The organism is Paenibacillus silviterrae (genome assembly GCF_030167925.1).
Classification (GTDB): Bacteria; Bacillota; Bacilli; order Paenibacillales; family NBRC-103111; genus Paenibacillus_G; species Paenibacillus_G silviterrae.
In genome coordinates this window covers 479406-502210 of record NZ_JASKUT010000001.1, presented here as the reverse complement: position 1 = coordinate 502210, position 22805 = coordinate 479406, and the positions used below count along the sequence as shown (strand labels likewise).

Annotated in this window: 16 protein-coding genes; 1 reads left to right on the top strand and 15 read right to left on the bottom strand. The window is 50.9% G+C overall.

Annotated features, from left to right (window positions below):
- Window positions 1–88: 88 nt before the first annotated feature.
- The 14 genes from QMO62_RS02070 to QMO62_RS02005 form a co-directional block, all read right to left on the bottom strand.
- On the bottom strand, window positions 89–217 hold the full coding sequence (locus QMO62_RS02070; RefSeq protein WP_284638362.1) for a hypothetical protein: 129 nt from the start codon (window positions 215–217) through the stop codon (window positions 89–91).
- Between the two features lie 117 nt (window positions 218–334).
- On the bottom strand, window positions 335–1234 hold the full coding sequence (locus tag QMO62_RS02065; RefSeq protein WP_372516699.1) for a phosphotransferase: 900 nt from the start codon (window positions 1232–1234) through the stop codon (window positions 335–337).
- Window positions 1235–1294: 60 nt separating this feature from the next.
- A complete protein-coding gene (locus QMO62_RS02060) occupies window positions 1295–1813 on the bottom strand; it encodes an SRPBCC family protein (RefSeq protein ID WP_284638359.1) in 519 nt (172 codons plus the stop codon).
- A gap of 146 nt (window positions 1814–1959) precedes the next feature.
- A complete protein-coding gene (locus tag QMO62_RS02055) occupies window positions 1960–3474 on the bottom strand; it encodes an extracellular solute-binding protein (RefSeq protein ID WP_284638357.1) in 1515 nt (504 codons plus the stop codon).
- A gap of 611 nt (window positions 3475–4085) precedes the next feature.
- Window positions 4086–6332 carry a helix-turn-helix domain-containing protein gene (locus tag QMO62_RS02050; RefSeq protein WP_284638355.1) on the bottom strand — a complete coding sequence of 749 codons (2247 nt, stop codon included), beginning with the start codon at window positions 6330–6332 and terminating at the stop codon, window positions 4086–4088.
- A 78-nt stretch (window positions 6333–6410) separates the two neighbouring features.
- Window positions 6411–8012 carry an extracellular solute-binding protein gene (locus tag QMO62_RS02045; protein ID WP_284638353.1) on the bottom strand — a complete coding sequence of 534 codons (1602 nt, stop codon included), beginning with the start codon at window positions 8010–8012 and terminating at the stop codon, window positions 6411–6413.
- Window positions 8013–8067: 55 nt separating this feature from the next.
- A complete protein-coding gene (locus QMO62_RS02040) occupies window positions 8068–8943 on the bottom strand; it encodes a carbohydrate ABC transporter permease (protein ID WP_284638351.1) in 876 nt (291 codons plus the stop codon).
- A gap of 223 nt (window positions 8944–9166) precedes the next feature.
- Window positions 9167–11473: a glycoside hydrolase family 95 protein gene (locus tag QMO62_RS02035; RefSeq protein WP_284638348.1), complete on the bottom strand. Its 2307-nt coding sequence runs from the start codon at window positions 11471–11473 to the stop codon at window positions 9167–9169.
- Between the two features lie 41 nt (window positions 11474–11514).
- On the bottom strand, window positions 11515–12465 hold the full coding sequence (locus QMO62_RS02030; protein WP_284644832.1) for an ABC transporter permease: 951 nt from the start codon (window positions 12463–12465) through the stop codon (window positions 11515–11517).
- A gap of 242 nt (window positions 12466–12707) precedes the next feature.
- Entirely contained in the window at window positions 12708–14186 is a 1479-nt protein-coding gene (locus QMO62_RS02025) for an Lsa family ABC-F type ribosomal protection protein (protein ID WP_284638346.1), read from the bottom strand.
- Window positions 14187–14516: 330 nt separating this feature from the next.
- Entirely contained in the window at window positions 14517–15674 is a 1158-nt protein-coding gene (locus tag QMO62_RS02020) for a Ger(x)C family spore germination protein (RefSeq protein ID WP_284638344.1), read from the bottom strand.
- Window positions 15661–16761, bottom strand: coding sequence for a GerAB/ArcD/ProY family transporter (locus QMO62_RS02015; protein ID WP_284638342.1), 1101 nt, complete (start codon window positions 16759–16761; stop codon window positions 15661–15663). Before QMO62_RS02015 ends, QMO62_RS02020 begins: the two co-directional genes overlap by 14 nt.
- Before the next feature lie 24 nt (window positions 16762–16785).
- Window positions 16786–18438 (bottom strand): spore germination protein, encoded by a 1653-nt coding sequence (locus tag QMO62_RS02010; RefSeq protein WP_284638340.1) that lies wholly within the window; start codon window positions 18436–18438, stop codon window positions 16786–16788.
- Between the two features lie 127 nt (window positions 18439–18565).
- Window positions 18566–19678: a glycoside hydrolase family 88/105 protein gene (locus QMO62_RS02005; protein WP_284638338.1), complete on the bottom strand. Its 1113-nt coding sequence runs from the start codon at window positions 19676–19678 to the stop codon at window positions 18566–18568.
- 165 nt (window positions 19679–19843) lie between these two features.
- On the opposite strand from QMO62_RS02005, the gene QMO62_RS02000 reads away from it, so the two are divergent.
- Window positions 19844–20686 carry an AraC family transcriptional regulator gene (locus QMO62_RS02000; RefSeq protein WP_284638336.1) on the top strand — a complete coding sequence of 281 codons (843 nt, stop codon included), beginning with the start codon at window positions 19844–19846 and terminating at the stop codon, window positions 20684–20686.
- On the opposite strand, the gene QMO62_RS01995 is transcribed toward QMO62_RS02000, so the two are convergent.
- Window positions 20683–22275: a glycoside hydrolase family 28 protein gene (locus tag QMO62_RS01995; RefSeq protein WP_284638334.1), complete on the bottom strand. Its 1593-nt coding sequence runs from the start codon at window positions 22273–22275 to the stop codon at window positions 20683–20685. The genes QMO62_RS02000 and QMO62_RS01995 overlap by 4 nt on opposite strands.
- Window positions 22276–22805: the final 530 nt, after the last annotated feature.

Here is a 22805-nt window from a genome sequence, read left to right as displayed (position 1 = left end):
CCTGACATTCGATGACCTAACGGCCCGCGCTTTCATACTTGTTTGCATGCTGCTTCCTTCCTTTCATTTCTCCATAAATCCATTCTGCTTACCTGCTAAGGGCTTGTGAAACTGTAGCTTCATCATACCGGGGGTCATCGATTGCCGTCGATAGTCCCTGCTTGTTCAGATCGCCGGCCTCCTGCCGCTTTTGCCGCGATGCGCCTGCGATTGTCATTTGTTGCACTCGTTGTCACTGGTTGCTTTTTCGTTGTCGGAACGCCAAAAAAGCCGCTTCCCGGGGAAGCGGCTCCTGCTCTTAGTACGGCAGACCAACGTTATCTTGGCGGCCATTTCAACACTGTTCTTCCATCTCCTGCCTTAGCAAATCGATCCCCTCTTCAACCCAATCCTGGTTTCCCGTTTGGATTCCCTCCAGCACATAACGGAGCTGATCAAAGGTAACCCATAGCGAAACCTTCCTGATACAGGCATCCGGGTCGGCTACACCTTTATAAATCATCACTTGGCGTACAAACGTCTCCCCGCCATCCTCCAGCAGGTACACATAGTCATAATCCCTATCGCACACGACAGCGTCGCCAAAATCGATAATTCCTGTCAGGTCGCCGGTATTCGGATCGATGAGAAAATGATCCGGAGACAGGTCGCCATGAATTAAAGCGGGAACATAACGGAAGTAGTCCGGGTTACCCAAATATGCTTCAAATCGACCCGCAATGTACCCCTTCAAGGCTTCGTCGAGCCTCGGGAATACCTGTTCCTGCACATCGGTCCATAAGTTAATATAATCCGTCTTCATACAGCGTTCAGGAACGCCTGCCTCCCTTGCCCACTCCACCGGAAAAGAGCTTACCTCCTCCATGAACACGGCAATTTGAGCGGCCAATCTGTTCTGCGCTTCATCGGAAAGGGACGGAAGCTCATCCTCTCCGAGCAGCTGTCCGGGCAGTTTACGATAACCCACGAAGGGCAGTTCATTGTCTTGCTTTCCGACATGCACGAATTCCGGAATGGCTGCCGATACATGGGGGATTAATCGCGGCAACAGCTGAATCTCCTTCCCTAGCTCATCTGCTGCCTGCAGGCTTTTCGGAAATCGGAAAACCCACTCATCATTGATAAGCAGAGCAGTGCTCCTCATGCCTTCGCCCAGCCATTCCATCGTACGGATCTCTACCTCCGGAAAGCAGTTCCTGATGACCCTTCCAAACTCCCTATCCTGATCACGTATCATTGCTTCACCTCGTTTGGAGTATAATGGTTTTCTTTATTTCCTGCTCCGATCTGAAATTTACACAAGCGCTTCCTTCAAATACTGCTCCAGCTGATCGAACGTGCCGCCGAAGCCCATCTTCATGGACTCGAACATGCCTTCGTAGAATGCACGTTCTTCTTCGGTCGCCTGGAGAGGACCTCCCCGCAGCGTTAACAGCGTACGACCTTCCATCTCTGTAAGCGTCAACGTATTAAGAATTTCGAGCGGGTAAATCTCACTGAAGGGCGAACGTACGACGTCCCCCGCTTCGTTAGAAAAAGCATTAATAAAGACAATCCTCTCAGGAGCTTTCACCTCACGGTATTCGAAGCGTCCCCACATCACCTGTCCTTCGGCAGAGCTCATCTTGTAGTGAAAATGTCCCCCCGGCTTTACTTCCAAATGAGCTACGGTAAGCTCAAAGCCTCTAGGACCCCACCAATGCTTCAAATGCTCGGCTTCCGTCCAAACCTTAAACACCAATTCACGAGGCGCTTGGATTTCGCGGATGATGACCAGTTGCCCGTTCTCTTGCGTCGTCTGATTGATTGCCATGATTCTCCTCCTCATGCTATTTATCGATCACAATTGAATATATCATTCAGGGAATATTCCCGTCAACGTATATTGATATTTCAGTTCCCAAAACGAAGAAGGCCGCCATAAAGGCGGCCTTTAGCAAAGCTATATGCGATAATGGGTTATTTCGCGTTCTGACTTGTGGAGTAAGCGGCGTTGTATTCTTCCGTAATTTTGTCTCCGCCTTCCTTACGCCATCTCTCCACCTCTTTCTTGAACCCCTGCTCGTCCAGACTGCCAAGCATAAACCGGTAAGTCGCGTCCTTGATGATCTCTTGAAGCTTAGCCGACCGCTCCGTGTAGGTCGCGGAAAACAGCGGAGCGGTAGGATCATGAATTAAAAATTTCTCATTGTCCTTTACTAGCCCCTCTGCCTTTAGCTGGATCGGATTGCTATAGAATTGCTCCAGAAGCTTAATGGTGCTCGGACCTCCGATGCGAAGCGAATTGTAAGGCTTCACTTCCTTATCGATAAGCTTATTATCCTCAACCCTGGAAACCTTGGACCCTTCCACCAGCTTATAGTGAGTATTCTCTACGCCGTAAACGAGCAGATTTGCAAGCTCCGGGCTCATTAATTTATCATAGAACGCCAGTATGTCCTTTAGCTCCTTCTCAGTCTTCACAGATGATTTCGGGAATAAGACCACCGCTCCATAGCCCGGAAGCGCCCAGATGCCTTCGCCTTTCGGCCCTTTGATGCGGTTCAGTACGTCAAGCTGAGCCTTTGGATTCACTCCGGCAATCTTATCCTGAAGGCTGACTACATCCTGCATGGATCCGATATAAACCCCGGCTTTTCCCGAGATAAACAGGTTTTGTTGATCCGTCTTGCTGGTTACAGGGAAATCCTGATTGATGATGCCTTCTTTGTGAAGCTTCTGGATGTACTTCATTGTATCGATGTAAGCAGGGAACATGAAGTCAGGCTGCAGCTTGCCATCCTGCACTCCCCAATTGTTAGGCGTTCCATGGTAGGAAGCGAGCGTCTTGAACGCACCGTACACGAAGTCATTGCGGTCCGTTAAACCGATGGTGTCGTTTTTCCCGTTCTTATCCGGATCGTTTTCCTTAAACTGCTTCATCATGCTGTAGAGCTCTTCCAGCGTCTCCGGAGCTTTAATTCCTAATTGATCGGCCCAATCCTTCCGGTAAACGACTCCCTGGCGCGAGATAGGCGATTCCTGGTACAGGGAGTAAATTTTCCCGTTCACCGCCGTATTCTTCAGTACCTCCGGCTTCAACTGGTTCAGGTTCGGATAATCCTTCAGCAGGGGACCGACTTCCCAGAACTGGCCGTCAATAATAGCCTCGCGGAAGTTGCTGATTTGAGCGTATACCACCTGCGGCAAGGAGCCGGTAGCAAACGCTGCATAGAGCTTATCGTTATAAGTACCGTCGGGTACCCATTGGATGTCCAGCTGCGTGTTCGTTTTTTCCTCCAGTAATTTTTCAATTTTGTCGGACGGCACCTCCGGGTTGTGAAGATTGATCATGATGCTGATGCTTCCGGTGCCCGCGTCGTTTCCGGCTGTGTTATCGCTTCCGTTGGTTCTTCCCGGAGCTTGCGCGCAGCCCGCTGCTAAGGATAGTACCAGTACGGGAACGAGGACGGTTTTACTGAATCTGTTTCTCATGCCTTGACCTCCTGGTTATGTCATAGTCGTCTTGTTCGTCTTGCCCCATCACTTTACCAGCAACCTCCCCATGCCTCAATGCCCACTATTTATATGCCGTTTTTATTAAGAACGGCGGCCCGCAGGCTTCCCTAATCGCATTTCTGCCACTGCAGAGGCTTATTCCAGCTTTCTGGACATCAATAATCGCATATTTGCCACTATAGGGTCCCCCAGGGTTGAAAAAGCTGCCTTCGAGCACGCCTAATAGCAATTCTGCCACTACAGACGCTCATTCCAGCTATCTGGACATCAATAATCGCATATTTGCCACTATAGGGTCCCCCAGGGTTGAAAAGGCTGCCTTCGAGCACGCCTAATAGCAATTCTGCCACTACAGACGCTCATTCCGGCTTTCTGGACATCAATAATCGCATATTTGCCACTATAGGGTCCCCCAGGGTTGAAAAAGCTGCCTTCGAGCACGCCTAATCGCACTTCTGCCACTACAGTCGCCCATTCCAGCTTTCTGGACATCAATAATCGCACATTTGCCACTATAGGGTCCCTGACGCTGGAAAAAGCCCCCTTCGATCACCCTCATTCAAAGAAAAAGGACCAGTCCCGAAGAACTAGTCCCTTCTCGCACGGTATTCACCTGGGGTCATACCCACCAATTGCTTAAAGCGCCGGATAAAGCTGGATACGTTATAGTAGCCGACCTGCTCCGCGATGGTCTTCAGCGGCCAATCCTGCTCAGTAAGCAGCTGCTTCGCAGCTTCCATTCTCAAGCTGGTCGTATAATCCAATAACGTCTCCCCGGTGTGGTCCTTAAAATATTGGCTTAAATTCGGGAGCGCCATTTGGAAATGCAAAGCCATGCTCTGAAAGGTAAACTCGCACTCCCGGTAATGATCCCGAATGTATTCCTTCATCTGCTCCACCGAACGTTGAACCGATCCCGTACCTTCCTCCTGTACGCTCCTAAAGGCGGCGCACAAGTCGAAGCACATGGATTTGATCAGCTGCTCAAAATCATCGATCGTATCCAGCTGCTCCAGGGAAAAAACGTCGGGGTACCCGCTTGAACCTTGGTCCTGCAGCTCCAGCTCATTCCAGGACCTGTTGACAGTTCGGATGATGTCCAAACAGAGACTCCGAGCGACAATAAGCGGCGGCTGCTTCTCCCTTATAAATTGCAGCATCGCAGATAGACAGGCTTCCACCTTGGCTCCGTTCCCCGTTCGAATGGACTGTGCCAAGCTCTCCATGTCATCAAGCGGATACTCTTCCAAATGGCGGTTGGACGGAATGTCTTTATACTCAATGACCCGGTCGACCCCATGCAGGAAGCGGTAGCCGATGGCTGTATTGGCTTCCAGGTACGACCGGGGAATTTCCGGCAAAGTACTTTCGTTCCCTGCCCCCAGCGTGACGGCGTCTTGGGAGACGGCACGCAGAGACTCCCTAAATTCGCGGACTATGGCAGTAAATACGTGGTCCTCCATGTCATCCGTTGCCATAAGAAATATATATTTATTTTGCTCTACATGCTCGGTACCCAACCCTTGCCACTGCTTCGGCAATAAATCCTCAATTCTTTGAAACGTCAAATCCGAATCCCGTTCCTGAATCCTCGAAGCAAGCTGAACGATGACCACCCGGAAGCGCGTTCCGTGAATCGGCAGCCCCATCTCTTCGCCGTAAAGCCGCAGCTCCTCCGAGGAAGTGAAGTCCCCCTTAATCAAGGAGAGGACCAGCTGCTTTCGTGCTGCAGCGTCACGACTTCTTACCTGCTCGTCCAGCTTCCGGTTCTGAAGGGACAGAGAGCTGATGGCATATCGCACGGTTTCCAGCTCGTTCATCGGCTCAACAGCCGAAAGCATTTGCTCCGTTTCCCTTTTCAGCAGGCGAATCGGCCAGTAATTCCAGCGCATGCCTAAGAATACAATGACACAGCCAATGAATAAGACGGCGGCAACCCCATAAATAAAGATCGTTTGGGCCTGCTCCACCTTGCCGAGCACATTCGTAACAGGCAGCAGGGTAACGTATTTCCAGCCGGTTTGCTTCGATTGCATAATAAAAAGATACTGCTCTTCCTTACCCAGTGTAATCCTTTGGGAGGATTGCCCTGAATGCGCGAGGGATAGAGCACTGATGCTGTCCGGAGTGAGCTCAGCCGTATTTCCTACCCCGGCGATGACCCGGTTATCCTGGTCAAGAACCCAGGTGGAGCCCCCGGTGGAGCTGTAGCTCTCGAGCAGCTGTTCGACGGATTTCTCTTTAATTAAGTAAACAACGGTCGCATAAGGCTTATTCTCGTAAGGAAGCACAGGAACCACAATTCGCAGATAACGGTCCTGTCCGCGCAGATCCTGGGCGGGGGGCTTAACCAGCTGCTTGGATAAGGTGCTGAGATCCTTGATCAGCTGCTCCTTAGGCCAATCCGCAAACTGATATATATCCCCGGCGAGCAGCGAAAGCGAATACACGCTGCTATTGGAATAAACCGAGGCTTCTCCGTGATAATACAACCATATTTCATGGACAAACGGATTGATTTTTTGATACTTCTTGATTTCTCTAACAATCCCCCAAGCCTTATACCCGTGTTCCTCGGAAACCCTATATTGGGAAAGGCGATTATCTTCGATCATCAATTGGTAGGTGGTATCCTCCACTCGCTTCAGCTGCTCATCCATAGCATACCTGACTTTATCAAGCGTGTTCAGGTTGCCTAGGATGGCTTCGTTCTGCAGCTTGTTAACGAACACATTGTAGACCAGGAAGGTCATCACAGTAATCGGTACGAGCAGAATCAGCAAATAAGTAAGCAGATAGCTGACAAAAACCCGGTAAGCTCTCGCCTTCCCCACAGGGCTCCTCCTCTCACGGACAGGGTACGAACGGAATGCAGGGCTGGATACCCAGGTTGTATCCAGCCCATGCTGTCATTATTTTCGGTTTTGGTATCGGTCGTAGGCTGCCTGTTGAATTTTTACAGCCTCCTCAATACCCATCTTCTTTAAGGTAGCGACAAATTTGTCGTAGTTCTCAACCGGCTCCGTACCCATGATGAATTTGATCCACATTTCCTTCACATAGGTATTCACCTCGCTCATGATGCTGCCGAGCCGCTGGCTTTCCTCACCGTTAAGAGATAACGGAGGAACCAAGAGGGACCGATCGGCCTTGAACCAGGTATCATTGGCCTCAACCGCTTCGGGATACCGTAATTCGAAGGCTGCCCAGGCATGATAATCCATCACCTTGACCATCCCGGAGGTCGGCAATGCATATTTCTTGACCGCTTCCGTCGGTTCGAAGCCGTCCGGATTTTTGAACACTTCATCCGTGAAGATCTTCTTCCCGTTCTCCACCTTATAGCTTTTCCCCTCGATGCCCCAGTTCTGAAGATCGCTGCCCTCCGAACCGATCATGAAATCCAGCAGCTTGATCGCCGCAACCGGGTCCTTCGCTTGGGAGCTGATGAACGCGCCGTCCAGCGGAACATTCTGAACCATTTGCGAGTGATTGCTGTAGGATTTACCGGCTGGCCCGATAGGCGGAGCCACTCCGATTAGCTTGAAGTCCGGCAGATTTCCTTTCATCTGATCCTTGAAGGTATTGATTCCACTTATCACTCCACCATAGGCACCGATCGTATTTTTAGCAAATTTGGCCTCGAACGCTTTCCGGTCCGTCGCAGCAAATTCGGAATCAATCAGTCCTTCTTTAAACCATTTGTTTAAGGTGGAAACATAGCTTTTGAACTCCGGCTCGATCGGTCCGAAGGTTACCTTGCCCGTTTTGGCATGGAGGTGGAAACGATCGGCTAGGATCCCCCAGCTCGTCGCAAAGGAGCTAATACTGCCCAGACCGTCACCGCGGTCGCCCAGAGGAATCTCGTCATTCATCCCGTTCCCGTTCGGGTCCTTCTCTTTGAAGGCTTTAAGAACAGTATACCATTCATCGATGGTCGTTGGCGCCTTCAGCCCGACTTTTTTCAGCCAATCCTCTCTGACCATTTGTCCGGAATAGGAGACCCGGTGAAGATCGATATCGATTTGCGGGAATTTCGCGATCGTCCCGTCATCCAGAACGACCTGCTTACGGATCTCTGGATGATCGTTCAACAATTTTTTATAATTCGGAGCGTGTTTGTCAATCAGATCGTTGAGCTTAATGGCAACGCCATCCTGCACCAGCTTGGCAATGCCCCCCGGGTAATTGTTTGGGGCGTACACAATGTCGGGATACGTGCCCGAAGCCAGCATAATGTTGAATTGCGAACCGTCGCCGGGCTGCTGGAATTTAATCTTCGTATTCGTTCGCTTTTGGATTTCCTTGAAGGCCTCGATGTCCTCAAAGCCCTTCACCGCTTTGGCCGTCAGGTTCGTATTCATGAAAAAGGTCAGCTCCGCCGGACCTGCGTTCGTTCCGGTGCCATTACCCGACTGTGTGTTCGTACCCTCCGCACCGCCGGAGCACCCTGCAATCGCCCCGATGCCAAAAGTGAGCGTTACCAAAAGACCCGTTGCTTGTTTTTTGTTCATAGGGAAACTTCCTCTCTTTCACCGTATAAATGGAATAGGGAAACCAGATCGGGCATTATCCTTTCAAAGCGCCAATCATGACTCCTTTGGTAAAATGCTTCTGGATGAGCGGATACACAACCAAAATCGGAAGCGTTGCGACAATGATGGTGGCATACTTCACGACCTCCCCCAGGAATGGATCGCTTGCCGTCGATAAATTGGTTGTCTCCGTGGTGCTGTTCTGAATCAAAATCTCACGCAGCACCAGCTGCAGAGGGAACAGCTCCCGATCCCGCAGATAGATCAAGGCATTCGCCCACGCATTCCAATGGGCCACCCCGTAGAACAAGACCATAACGGCCAGAAGCGGAACCGATAGCGGCATGATGACCTTCCAGAACACCGTCCAGTCGGAGGCACCGTCAATTTTGGCGGCTTCCTCCAGTTCATAGGGAATGGATTGGAAGGAGGTACGCATAATGATCAAGTTCCAGGTAGCAATTAACCCGGGAACAATAAGGGACCACCTGGTGTCGAGCATCCCTAAATTTTTCACCAGCATGTATTCGGGAATGAGACCTCCGCTGAAAAACATCGTAAATACGATCATCATCATCATGTATTTTTTCCAATACAGATCCTTTCGGGAAAGCACAAAGGCAAAGAGTGCGGTGAAAAATACGTTCAGCACCGTTCCGATGGTAACATAAATCATCGTATTTTTATATCCGATGCCGATCATTGGATTTTTCAAAACCAGCTTATAGCCTTCCAGAAAAAAGCCCATCGGCTTCCATAAGATCCCCGTTTGTTTAACAAGCTCGGACGGCGTGCTTAAGGAAGCAAATAGCACAAAGAGAAAAGGATACAAGGTCACTAGCATTAGGAAACTGAGAAGCACATAATTGCACGCATCAAAGATTTTATCACCCAAGCTTCTTTTTATCATGGTTGCAATCCCCTTGATTGGCCAAATTTGCGGATACCCGGAAGCGCTCAGAATATCTTTGTAACCGTTTGCACATATTCGTTAAAAGCACGAAATTCCCGCTCGCACCATCACCCTAACCGTACCAGCCTGAACAGAGTGGCACAATGCACAATATTTATATGCCGAATTTATCAAGGCAGGGTTAGGGTGAGAGCGGCATGCCGCTCCCACCTAAGGTTGTTTACTGCACATGCCGTAACACTCGAACGGATTGACCGGCCACTAGGTGCAGGGTAATGCTGGAATTCCCGTTATTGCGGTATGGATAAGCCTTCTGATCTTGGTCTAGTACCGTCACCGGCTCCTGTGTCCTGATGACGCAATCTCCATCATGTGCGGCCCTGAACACGGCTTCCTTCAGCTTCCCGTCACCCCAATGGATATCGACCGTGTATCCGCCTCGAGCCTTGATCCCGCGGATGCTGCCCTCCGTCCAGCGATCCGGCAGCGCAGGGAGCAGATGAAGCTCGCCTCTATGACTTTGCAGCAGCATCTCTGCGATAGCTGCGCTTCCTCCGAAATTACCGTCGATTTGGAACGGAGGATGGTTGTCGAACAGGTTAGGCAGCGTAGATTTCGTGAGCAGCTTACACAGATGCTCATAGGCCTCGTTCCCGTTCTCCAAACGAGCCCAGAAATTAATGATCCAAGCCCGGCTCCACCCGGTATGACCTCCGCCGTTTGCCAGCCTGCGCCGAAGCGTCGTCTCTGCTGCCTCAGCCAGCTCCGGCGTTTCATATCGGTTGATCTGCGTTCCGGGGTGCAGAGCGAACAAGTGAGAGATATGGCGGTGTCCCGGATCGGCCTCCTCGTAATCATCAAGCCACTCCTGGATTTGCCCGTGCTTCCCGATCTTCGTGGCCGGAAGCCTGAGCAGAATGCTCTCAAGCTCGTCGCGAAACGTCTCATCCTTCCCCAGCAGCTTCGACGCCTCGATGCAGCCGAGAAACAGCTCCGTAATGATCTGGCTGTCCATGGCCGGACCGTAACACAGGGTGCCCGACTCGCCATTAGGCAGCCGATACCGGTTCTCTGGAGAAACGGATGGAGCCGTCACAAGGTGCCCGTCAGGCGCTTCCGTTAGGAAATCGACGAAGAACAGCGCCGCTTCCTTCATAGCTTCATAAGCGGAGGCTAAGAAGCTGCGATCCTGTGTAAACAGGTAATGCTCCCACAGGTGCAGGCACAGCCAGGCGGCCCCCATTGTCCAGTACGTTGCCGGCGGATAAATATCCTGCGGTGACGTATCCGCCCAAATGTCCGTATTATGATGGGCGACGAAGCCGCGGCAGCCGTACATCACCGATGCCGTACGGCGCCCCCGCTCCCGCATGCGCTCGATTAACTCGAACAACGGCTCGTGGCACTCCGATAAATGGCAGCTCTCGGCTAACCAATAATTCATTTGCGTATTGATATTGATCGTATATTTACTGTCCCAAGGCGGCTTCATTTCGTCATTCCATATGCCTTGCAGATTGGCCGGAAGCGAGCCCGGACGGCTGCTGGCAATGAGCAGATACCTGCCGAACTGATAATAAAGCGCCAGCAGCTCATGATCCTCTTCTCCAAGCTTCATTCGCTCGATCCGCTCGGGTGTCGGCAGCTCGTTACACGCTTCAGCAGATGCCGTCGGCCCGGACAAATCAAGGGAGACCCGGCGGAATAAAGCCTGATGATCATCCACGTGTCTTTGCAGCAGCTCCAGGTACGAGTAGGCGGACGCGGCCTCTAACGCTATTCTGCATGCTTTCTCCGGTTCTTCAGCTCGGAACGTCGTTGCCGCGGCGATACGGAAGGTAATATCCCTTGCACCGGACACCACGATGTGCTCTCCGATCGTCTCGACCTTCCCCGTATCCGACGAAGCCTGCACCATGAGAGCATAATCCGTTCCGTCCGTTCCATAACAGCTGTTCAGCATCACGATCGTATCGGTTCCTCTTTTGCCTACCTTGTCAACATACTTGCCCTTCTTGCGGTCAAGCCTAGCATAGAGAGAGATGCCATCAGGAGAGTCGGTTTCCAAACGGAAGCTTAGAATCCCGTCCGGATTACTGATAAAGGCCTCCCTCCGGTACTTATGCCCATTAATCTCGTAAGACGTTAAGGCAACGGCACGGTCCAAATCCAGCTCCCGGCGATACTGCTGCACCTCTCCCTCGTGCCCGTCGATGAACAGGAGCAGATCCCCGGCCGTCATATAATGGCGCTGGCTGCAGGGAGTTCCCGAGAACGCGGTCTCCGCCAGCCGGTGCGCCTCACGAAGCCGGCCTTCAAAGAGCAGCTCGCGGATCGCCGGAAGATTCGCCAGAGCATCCGGATTGTCCCTGTTCTGGGGTCCTCCGTACCAAACACTGTCTTCGTTCAATTGAATTCTTTCCTTGCTTAGCTGGCCGAACACCATGGCTCCCAGTCTGCCGTTACCCAAGGGGAGCGCTTCATTCCAATCTGCGGCAGGCTCTTTAAACCAAATTTTGTTCTTCATTGCTTTCACACCTTTGCTAATGAAATACGTGTCATGTCCTTCTACCAGAGACTGGTTTCATTCACTTTCCGGCTAATCCGGTTGGCAATGATCAGCAGCAGGAAGTTCACCGCGGAATTGAACAGCCCTACAGCGGTACTGTAGCTGTAATTCGCCTCCAATATGCCTCTGCGGTACACGAAGCTCGAAATTACATCCGCCGTTTCGTAGGTTTGTGAATTGTAGAGCAGAATGATTTTCTCAAAGCCTACATTCATCATGCCCCCGATTTGCAGGATAAGCAAAATGACAATGGTCGGCATAATGCCCGGTATGGTCACGTGGAGCATTTGCTTCCAGCGCCCGGCGCCGTCCACCGTAGCGGCATCGTATAGCTGTGTGTCGATGGAGGTCAGCGCAGCCAAATAAATGATCGAGCCCCAGCCGATTCCCTGCCAAATGCCTGAGCCGATAAAGATCGTACGGAAAAAGTCAGGGTTCAGCAGAAGATTTTGGCGTTCCATTCCAAACCAGGTCAGAATGGTCGTCAGCAGGCCGGCTTTTTGCGAAAAGTCAACCAGCATCCCGCAAATCACAACCATCGATACAAAGTGAGGCAGGTATGTAACCGTTTGCACTAATCGCTTAAAGACAGTTCTCCGTACTTCGTTCAACAGTAGCGCCAGTATGATCGGTGCCGGGAAGGCGAAGAGCAATTCATACACATTGATCAGCAGCGTGTTTCGCAAAATCCTCCAGAAATAATGGCTGCCGAAAAAGTCCTCGAAATGCTTAAACCCTACCCAAGGGCTTCCCCATATCCCTTTTGACGGCAAATAATTTTTGAAAGCAATGATCGCTCCGTACATGGGGACATACTTAAAAATAATGTAATACGCAATCCCCGCGAGCGCCAAAAGATAAAGATATTTGTTTTTGACGAAATCTTTTCTGACCGTCGCTATCCATCCCGTACCCGTCTGTGTACCCCCGACACCGCGAGCCGTAGCCATTGCTTTGACCATGGATTGCCCCATCCTTTCTTTACGGATTGCACCTGCTTCCCTAGCTCCCTGTATCCCTACGGTATCAGGAAGGAAGCGATTTCACAATGTACATTATTTATGTGCGAATTTTATTCGGGAACAATGCAGGACAAAAATAACCCACCCTAGTGAGGAACCAGGCGGTGGGTTACATTGGGGGTCCTATTAGGCTGCTAAAGGGTTACTTCCACCCGTCACACTGGGGAAGATTACAGCTGAACCACTTTGGTAGCGATATTTGTGCAAAATTCCCTGTCGTGCTCCACAAAGAGAATCGTAGGGGCATACTCGAGAAGCAGCTCTTCAATCTGCATCCTGGAAATGATATCGATAAAGTTCAGCGGCTCATCCCACACCAGCAAGTGAGCCTTCTCGCAAAGACTTCGGGCAATCAGCACCTTCTTCTTCTGGCCGCCGCTGAAGGCGGACATATCCTTTTCAAATTGAATTCTGGAAAAATCCAGCTTTCGCAAAATGGATTTAAACAGACTCTCCTCGATCCCGTGGCTTCTTGCATAGTCGGTCAAGCTGCCCTGCAGATGCGAGGTATCCTGCGATACATAGCTCAGCTTCAGCTGACTTCCTTTCCGAAAGGTGCCGGTATAGTTCATCTCCTCACCGCAGATGAGCTTCAGAATGCTCGATTTGCCCGAGCCATTTTTCCCGGAAAGCGCAATTCGCTCCCCTTGCCCGATCGTAAAGCTTACATCGGAGCAAACCTTTTTCTCTCCGTAATACATCGAAACCCGCTCCAGCTCGACTAGCTGATGCTTATGATACGGAAGCTGGGTGAGCTTTAAGCTTTCTGAGGCTTCTATATTTTTCAATAGCTTCGACTTTTCCTCCAGAGCGGATTGCTGCCGCTGCTCAATCGACTTCGAGCGCTTCATCATTTTCGCAGCCTTGTGGCCGATATAGCCTTTGTCTACCTTGGAGCCGGAATTGGTTGTGCCGTTTTTCGTTTTCTCCACCTCGTGCGACCAGCTGCTCGTTCGTTTCGCCGCTTCCGACAACCGTCTGATATCTTTGCGAAGCTTCTCGTTCTCCCCCAGCTCGAAGTGATCCTGACGCTGTTTATTTTCCCACCAATCAGAGAAATTCCCCTTTTGTATTTCAATATTGGTCCTGTTGATGGACAGGATATGATCTACACAGTTGTCCAGAAAGGCCCTGTCGTGGGAAACGAGAATAAAGCCGCGTTTGGTCTTCAGATAATCACTGACCAGCCTTCGGCCGTCCATATCCAGATGGTTGGTCGGCTCATCGATTAACAGAAACCGATTTTCCTTAAGAAACAAGGCGGCAAGCATGACCTTCGTTTGCTCCCCGTTGGACAACGATGCAAAAGGCCGGTACAAAACGTCCTCGGCTACCTGCAGCAAGGAAAGCTCCCGCAGCAGCTCCCAGTGTTGGTAGTCCGTAAGCATGTCGCCCACCACATCCAGCGTATGCTGCTCCTTGTTCGGGACAGGAAAAGGAAAATACTCGAACCGGACGCCGGCCGATATGGTGCCGCTGTACTCATACTTACCTAGCAGCAGGTTCAGAAACGTCGTTTTGCCTCTGCCGTTCCTTCCCGTAAACCCCAGCTTCCAATCGGTATCGATGTGAAAGCTGACCTTTTCGAATATAGTATCATAGCTGCCTTCATAGGCGAACGTCAGGTTCGTAACCTTAATTAATGACATAATCCCAGCCTCCTGTATTCAAAAAAATAAGAGCCGCAAGAAAGTTACTTCTCGCAGCTCAAAGAAATACAGCAAATCCAGCCCGAAACAAAGGGAGGATGAGGATATATCGCTTGAGTGAAAGGATACAGTAACTTTCTTGCGCAGCACAAATAAAACAATGGGCGAAAAATCGCTTTTTTGTTTTAATCGATTAGCAAGAAAGCTCCATTATCCTAATCACTCCGTTCATCATTCGTCGCACACTCAATTAACCCCATTGTATAGCCCCCCTCAGGTGGGAGAAAGGGAAAGTTTCATTATACACAAGTGTTCTTCTGCAACCGATGATCACGACACCGAAGGATCAGGCTGCACCATGCCGCGGTTCCCGAATTCCCGAATATGGACTTGTACGGAAATGTCGACGGATAATCCGCTGTATACGCTGTCCCAGTCCTCCTTTACCTCCTTCCATGTACGAGGGTAGTGGATGCTAAGCTGCTTGCCGAACCCAGCAATATCCGCCCCCAATTCCTTTTGCGTCTTATTCAGCAGTGCCTTGACGGCTTGTTGAATGGTGTCTGCAGCGGCCTTCTCCGATTGCTTAATGAACCGGCTGTCGAAGGCATTGCCTTGTAACCGCCAATCCTCGCGCATTCTGCCTTCCGTTTGTACCGAAACAACAAAAGAGATCTGCTTACCTTGAACCACCGGGATCAGGTTGGCACGGATTTTGCGAAGCTCATAGATGAACTGTTGTTCACTTTCCGGATCGAAGACCTTTACAATCGCGGATTTTTTGTTGTTGTTCGGCAGAATGAAGTTCAGTCCTCTCGTCTCCTCCTCGGTTAAGGACCCGATCACTTTCCCGGTGGTCCCTTTGACTGCGACAGCTCCGGATAATACGGCTTCACGATTGGCGTTCAACTCGCTTCTCTGCACGTAAAAGCTTGTCTTGGACGTTAGTTTGGAGGAAACCTCACCAAGGGTGGTTTTAGGCGGAAGCTCTAAGAGCTGTTCGGATCGATCCGCTATTTCGGACAGCTTATACGCGGGATTCATATCGAGAGGACTGGTTACCTTCAGCATTTCGCCGGCTTTCCCCTTGGATACCACCAGCTTCACGGATCTTCTGGATTCGGGGTTACGGAGCAAGTAATCCGTCATTTGCTTCAACGGAACCGATCGCCCCAGCTCCTCGCTAATCACAATAACCTTCAAATGCTCATATGTCGGGAAACGTATGCTGCTTTTGACCAGCCCTCGAACATTTTCGCTTACCAGGTCTCCCGTGTTTTGAAGATTCACCCACTTCTCCGATTTTACATCACTTTTCTCACCGGAGGTTTTCGGCAAGGCAAAGGTATGCAGTGTGGAAATTTGATTGCTTTGTTTGTCGAAGGCTACACCCAGGACAATCCCCAATTCATCGATTTCCTTACGGTCCCAGCAGCCTAGCAGCATCATCATTAGTAAACAAGGAATGCCCGCTTTAAGGATGCGCAATGCCGATCCTCCTTACCATGGCTATGATCAAGCAAACGACAGGAACGGCTCCCCCGATTAGGAGGTCAAAGTACGCAACGGAGGATCCGAGCTTGAATACGGCATTCATATGTTCCGAAGCCGCCGCTACCATGTATATGAACGGAAGCATAGCGAACATAAACAGACGGTAATCCAGATTGGAGAGCGAACTCATCCCCAAGCAGCCAAGATAGAAATTAGGGACAAACGAGGTATAGTTTGCGATGACCCACATCACGGATATCAATATTTCGAACCGGTTGAAAAAAGCCCCGGGAAGATCGATGGATTTAGCCAGAGACATCAAAGGCCAGGTCAAGCTTCTTACCTCATCGAACGATAATACCCCGTAAGAGACAAAAACAATAAGCGCGTATAGGACAACAACCATGCTAATCCCCAAGGCTGCCGCTTTCACTGCCTTTTTCGGCTCTGCCATAAACGCGGGGATAACCAACATCACCTCGAAGCCGGTAAAGGAAAGCGAAGTGCTCTTTACCCCCGAGATGACGGGAGCAATGCCCTCCCCCATAACAGGACGGAGGTAGTCCAGATTGAAGTCCTGCATCGAGAGAAGGAGGACAGAGACCAACGAAAGCAGAATGACGATAAATACGATTTCACAAAATCGCGCAATCGGTTCTATTCCCCCGCCGACCAAGTAAATGCCGATCCATAAAAATATAAGCATGATCAATTCGATCGGCGTATTGTTAAGTAAATAAAAGCGAATCAATTCCCCCATCGCCCGAATTTGCCAAGCAGAGATCATCAGGAAATACACGCTTAGTAAAAGGGCGAGAAGGGTCCCGGCAGGCTTTCCAAGAATATGGCGGCTGTACTGAAAAAATGTCTCCCCCGGGAATCGCAAGCTGAGACGTGTTACTACATACCCCGCTAAAAGAGCAATCATTCCACCCAGGATGATGGAAATCCATGCATCCGGCGTTCCGGTCGCATTGCCCGCATCCCTCGGCAAAGTGGTTACGCCGGCTCCAATAATCGTATTCACGACAATCATCATCGCTTGGATGGAAGTAACGGTTCTTTTCGCCGGCTCGCTCATCTGCGGACTCCTTTCATTAGACGTTTATTTATGCTTTTTTTTATTGAAGGGCGTCCCGATTTTCAAAAATGGCATTGGCATACGTACTAAGGAATCCTTCCATTCCACCGGCTTCATCGGACCGAAGGGCAGGGTGTAAGGTACACCGAAGCTCTTTAATTTGACAAGATGAGCGGTAATAAAAATACCAAACAGAACAATCCCGTAGATGCCGAAGATGCCAGCGGAAATCATAGAGAAAAATCGGAGCAGCCGGATGCTGATTCCCATCTCATATTGGGCGATGGCGAAGGAGGACATCGCGGTCAGCGCAACAATGATCACCATAACCGGACTGACGATTCCGGCTTGAACGGCAGCTTGACCGATTACTAAGCCTCCGACAATGCCGACGGCCTGGCCGATCGGTTTAGGTAATCGGAGTCCTGCTTCGCGAAGAATTTCAATGGTGATTTCCATCATGAGCGCTTCAAACAGGGATGGAAAAGGAACCCCTTCCCGGCCGGAAGCAATGGATATCGCCAGCTTCGTCGGAATGAGTCCGTGATTATAGGAAATCATCGCTATGTAAATAGAAGGAAGGAACAAGGCGATGCCTGCGGCCAAATACCGCAATAACCGTACGAATGTGCCCGGCAGCCAGCGTTCATAGTAATCATCCGGTGCAGACATAAACGTGGGAAGGGTTACCGGTACGATGAGCGCCATGGGTGTGCCGTCGGTTAATATGGCGATACGTCCTTCCATAAGAGCGCCTACTACACGATCGGGACGCTCTGTGGTCTGCATTTGAGGAAAAAAGGATAAGTAATTATCTTCCATTATCTGCTCAATGTAGCCTGATTCCAACACGTTATCGATTTCTATTGAATCCAATCTCCGTTTCACTTCATTGAGTATTGCTTCGTCGCATAGATCTTTCATGAATACAAGCGATACCTCTGTCAATGAGCGCCTCCCGATGGTATAGGGGATGACGGACAATTGGTGATCTTTAATACGCTTCCGGAGCAATCCGATATTCGGGCTTAGGTTTTCAACAAAGCCCTCATGCGCTCCCCGTATAACCGCCTCCGTCACCGGTTCATCAATGGATCGTCCCTTTTCTTTCGGTGTGGACAGGATCGCGACCCGGTCGGTGCCATCGATGAGCAATATGGTATTCCCGGTTACGATTTCACGAACGCACTGCTCTATATTCGTAACAATGTTGGTATGTGCAGCTTGAATCACATGCTGCAATAAATATTGTTTGGTTTGTTCGGCAGAAGCCTCTGCTTCATCCCGAGCCCCCCTTATTTTACCAGCCTCCATAATCGGCCTGATAATATGGTCCTGTAGTGAGGAATGGTTGACCAATCCCTCTATATAAACGACTGCGATATTCCTTCGGCCTTCGTCAACAGACAAGCTTCGGAACCTCACGTCCGAGCTGTGACCTATGACTTCTTTTAAGATAAGCAGATTGTCTTCCAGCGCCGGGCGGACCGGTTGATCGATGATAGATTTGCCCTTCGCCCCACCGTCAACACGCTTATTTCTGCCTTTCCGCCGCCTCTTCCTTTGATTCGTCAGCCAATAACATACATAGGAAAGCCCGAACGGAACGATAAAAGCCAGGGTGGCGCCAATCCATAATTGTAAGTTGAGGATCGAACTTGATATCTGTTGCAGCATCCGGCAAGTGTCCTTCCTGACGAATATTCTGGATTACTATTTCCAAAACCACAAAATGTATTCCTTTTTCTTCCTTGAACGTCAAAAAGGCGCGGCAACAAGGCCACGCCCGACTTTTGATTTTCTATTAATAACCAAGCTCAAGTCCCGCCAGGATAAACGATGAGACTGCTTTAGGGTCGTCCTGTACAATAGGCTCCCCGATGTAGTAGGCGAAGGAGCCGTCTCGATAAGGCGAACCCCCGAGGCCGGCCACGCTGTTGCATTGTATGAGATGCACTTGGCCTTGTTCATCCGCTTTCACCATTTGTCGAAGCAAGCCTTCATACCCTCTGCGTGCGGCATCGCTTGCTCCACCCGTCAAGTAACCGAGCCGCCTGCCCTTGGCCAATGCGTAGGCGAACATCGAGGTACCCGATGATTCCAAATAATTACCTTCCCGGCCGGGCTGATCAAGCACTTGGGGCCATATCCCGGTCTCGACGTCCTGTACGCGGACAAGTGCATCGGCCATCCGAAGCAGCAGTCCGATCAACAGCCCCCGCTTCGGATGATCCGCCGGAAAATGCTCCAGCGAATCGACCACGGCCATAGCGTACCAGCCCATCGCCCGGCTCCACACATGAGGGGATCTTCCTGTAAGTTTGTCAGCCCAGCGCTGTTCCGAGGAGGCATCCCAGCCGTGATGCAGCAGGCCGCTCTCCGGATTGCGGGTTTTCTTCTCTACCAGGATAAGCTGTTCCGCCGCAGTGTCGAACCAAATGCCTTCCCCTGTCAACCTCCCATATAGCGCCATGACGGGAGAAGCCATATACAAGCCGTCCAGCCACATTTGGAATGGATACCCTTTCTTATGCCAGAAGCCGCCTTCCTCCGTACGGGGATGCCCCTTCAGCTGAGTGATGAGCAGCTCAATCGCCTTCCGGTACTTGGCTTCTCCTGTTCTCTCCCATAGGAGAAACAGCAGCTTGCCCTGATTAATCTGATCCAAATTGTAATCCTCAAGCGCATAGGTCCTGATGCCGCCGTCCTCCTGAACATACAGATCCATGATTTCGCGAATGTAGTCGAAATAGGCTTCGTTACCGGTTCTCTTATAACACTCCTCGAGCGCCTTCAAGAAACAGCCGTTTTCGTAATGCCAGCGCTTCGTCAAATTTCCGATGCCGCCCGCTTGCCGATAGCGGTGCATGAATTGTTCGGCCCAATGCAGCGGGCTGTTGAGCTGATCTGTTCCCATGCTTCTCCTGCCTCCATTATTCAATCGTGCCCCCTGCCGATGTTCTTTTATTCCGTCGGGGAAGTTCGAATAATCACAAAAATATGCTAAAATAAGCATTGTGATTAAAGAATTTTGCCAATTTTATTGTTCATTGTTGCTCTAAGATTCAGGGGGACTTAGCAGATGAATGACCTTATCGAAAAAAAATATATGATTGGCGACGGTTCGTTTGCCATACAGCGGATGCGCCGCTACGGCTTCTCCGCCATGCAGCGCCCTCATTCGCATTCGTTCTATGAGCTGTACTGCTTGCTCGAAGGGGAACGGGTGTACTTTATGAACGGCAAGGTGCATACCGCACAAAAAGGCGACATCGTCATCGTCGTCCCCCACGACCTCCATTCCACCGCCAGCTCGCAGGTGGAGCAGTTCGAACGGGTGTTGATCCATTTCACGCCGGAATTTCTTCATGAAGCGGACGGTGACATCCTGCGAATGAATCCCTTCCTGGAATCCACGCTGCTGCGGATTCCCCCCAAGGAGCAGCCGGAGCTTGAGCGTCTCCTGCTGCAAATGGTCGGGGAATGCAAGGAAGAGCAGCCCCTGCACGATGCCTATGTGCGCCATCTGCTTCTGGAGCTGCTGATCCGGCTGCACCGGATCAACGCGGACATTCCTGTATCGCCGGCCCCGAGCCATCCGATGCACCAGAAGGTGTCCGAAATTACGGCGTATATCCAAACCAACTACCGTGAGGCACTCACGCTAGAGCAATTGGCGAAGCAATTCTTCATCAGCCCGGCCTATTTAAGCCGCATCTTCCTGAAGCTGACCGGCTTCCATATCAGCGAGTATATTCGGGTGGTCCGAATCCGCGAAGCGCAGAAGCTGCTTAGGACGACCCGTCAGAAGGTGCACGCCGTTGCCGAGCAGGTCGGCTTCGAGCATATTTCTCATTTCAACAAAACGTTCAAGAAGGTGACTGGGGTTTCTCCCCTGCACTACAGACAAGATCATCGTTATTAGCTCAAGCGAACTACTTTGCCATCCACCTCGGGAGCTGTAGAAACAGCCCTGTGCGTAGGCAGCGTCTGCGGATCGCGGCATTCGATTTGGGCAGAGCTGCTGCCGGATACCGCAAGCATCCGATTGTCCGCGGCTCCTCCCGCTCCCCCTAAGCGGACGAGCTCGACCTCACGGCTTTGGTGCAGCTTCACCAAAGGGCCTTCCGTCGTGAAGAGGCTCACGTCCTCCAACGCCAGCTTCGTAACGTTGTGGCACACGATGCCTTCCTTTGCCGTAGCGGTGTAGTTCTGCAGTGTTACCCCTTCCAGAGGCATTTCCGCAAGCCCGTTCACGAGGAACGCCTTCTCCGCCCCGGTGCAGTCCACATCCTGGATGTGAATGTTACGGAAAACCGGGGTCTCAACCGTAACCGGAAAGCTCTCTTCCCTGGCCGTTCCCGATCCTTCCACTCCTTCGTAAAAAAGGTGGAAGGAGATCGCTTCGCCGACAATATCCGTCATACGGATCCGCTCGATGAAGATCTCCTCAACGACACCCCCGCGTCCTCTGGCGCTCTTGAAGCGAAGTCCGATATCTGTCCCCATGAACGTGCAATCGCTGATGTGTACGCGGCGCACTCCCCCGGACATCTCGCTGCCGATGACGAAGCCTCCGTGCCCATGGTATACGGTGCAATCCTTGATCGTAATGTATTCACTCGGAATGCCCAGCGCGCGGCCGGCCTCGTCCTTGCCCGATTTCATGCAGATCGCATCGTCGCCCACGTCGAATGAGCATGCTTCCACATGAGCATAACGGCAGGAATCGAGATCTAGCCCGTCGCCGTTTTGCGCATACCACGGATTACGCACGGTTACATTCCGGATCGTCACATGCTCCGATGCCCATGGATGCAGATTCCAAGCCGCTGAATTCTGGAAGGTCGGTCCGTCCAGCAAAATATGCTTGCATCTCCGAAAGCTCAATAGATTCGGCCTCAAGTAGTCGCGGTAGGGTAGAAAATCCGCCGTTTCCGACTTTTCTTCCCGAAGCAGCTGTTCCACGCGGGACGCTCCCTCCAACGCCGCTTCAGTCGGCCACCACATTTCTTGCGCTTCATCAACAATGCCGCCGGAGCGAACGAGACGGGCCCACTGCTTATCCGTCATCTTCCAGCGCTTCACCGGCCGCCAAGCATCTCCACCGGCGTCGAACACGCCTTTACCCGTAATGGCGATATGCTCCTCGCCTTCAGCGTCCAGCGGAGACTGGCAGCGGATCGACGGCTTCCCTTCAAATGTCGATCGAATAAGCGGATAATCCGCGAACCGTTTGCTGAACAGCACCGTTGCGCCCGCCTCCGTGTGAAGCTCCAGCCGGCTCGTCAGCTTCAGAGGACCGGTCAGCCACAGCCCGGGAGGGATCACAACCCTGCCTCCTCCGGCTTGGGCGCACGCTTCGATGGCTTGGCGGAAGGCTTGCGTATTGTCCGTTCGGCCATCCCCGACGGCACCGAAGTCCGTTAACCTTACGGAACGGTCCGGAATTTCCGGAAGCAGCACCTCCGGCATGGTCCACTGTCGTTCCGTTCTTGATTTCTGCGATTTCATGGCATGGCATTCCCTTCTCATCCGTCGAATTCTTTTTCTCTTCATCATTATAGAGCAAGAATCTGCTAATTGAATGGGATTATTTTTGACCTTTTTCATTAAAACTTAAATATTGTTGTCATAGTTTATCTGAATGCGGAACGTTCTCTGCAGATCCTTTGCTATATACTTCAATAGGTACATTTAACAACGAGAGGATTTCTGCGTTTACTCTTTATACAACATCTTGAGACCATCTGCCACATTTTCAGCTAATGTAGCCTTTTAAAGTTGAATTCTCACAAATCACGTTCTGAACCTCGATTGGGTTCGTCGATTTCTGCACTTTAAGATGATTTCATAACGTTACAAGGAGCATTACCGGCCCGATATAAGCGCCGGACGCCTGTAACGCGATTTTTTCATCTTACGGTGGCAGATGAACGCATATTGGGTACAGTAAGGTGATTTCATACACTAACTATGCATCAAACCTAACACGGATATGGAGCTTTAAAACTAACTTAAAATGTAATTTATAGTTTTTAATT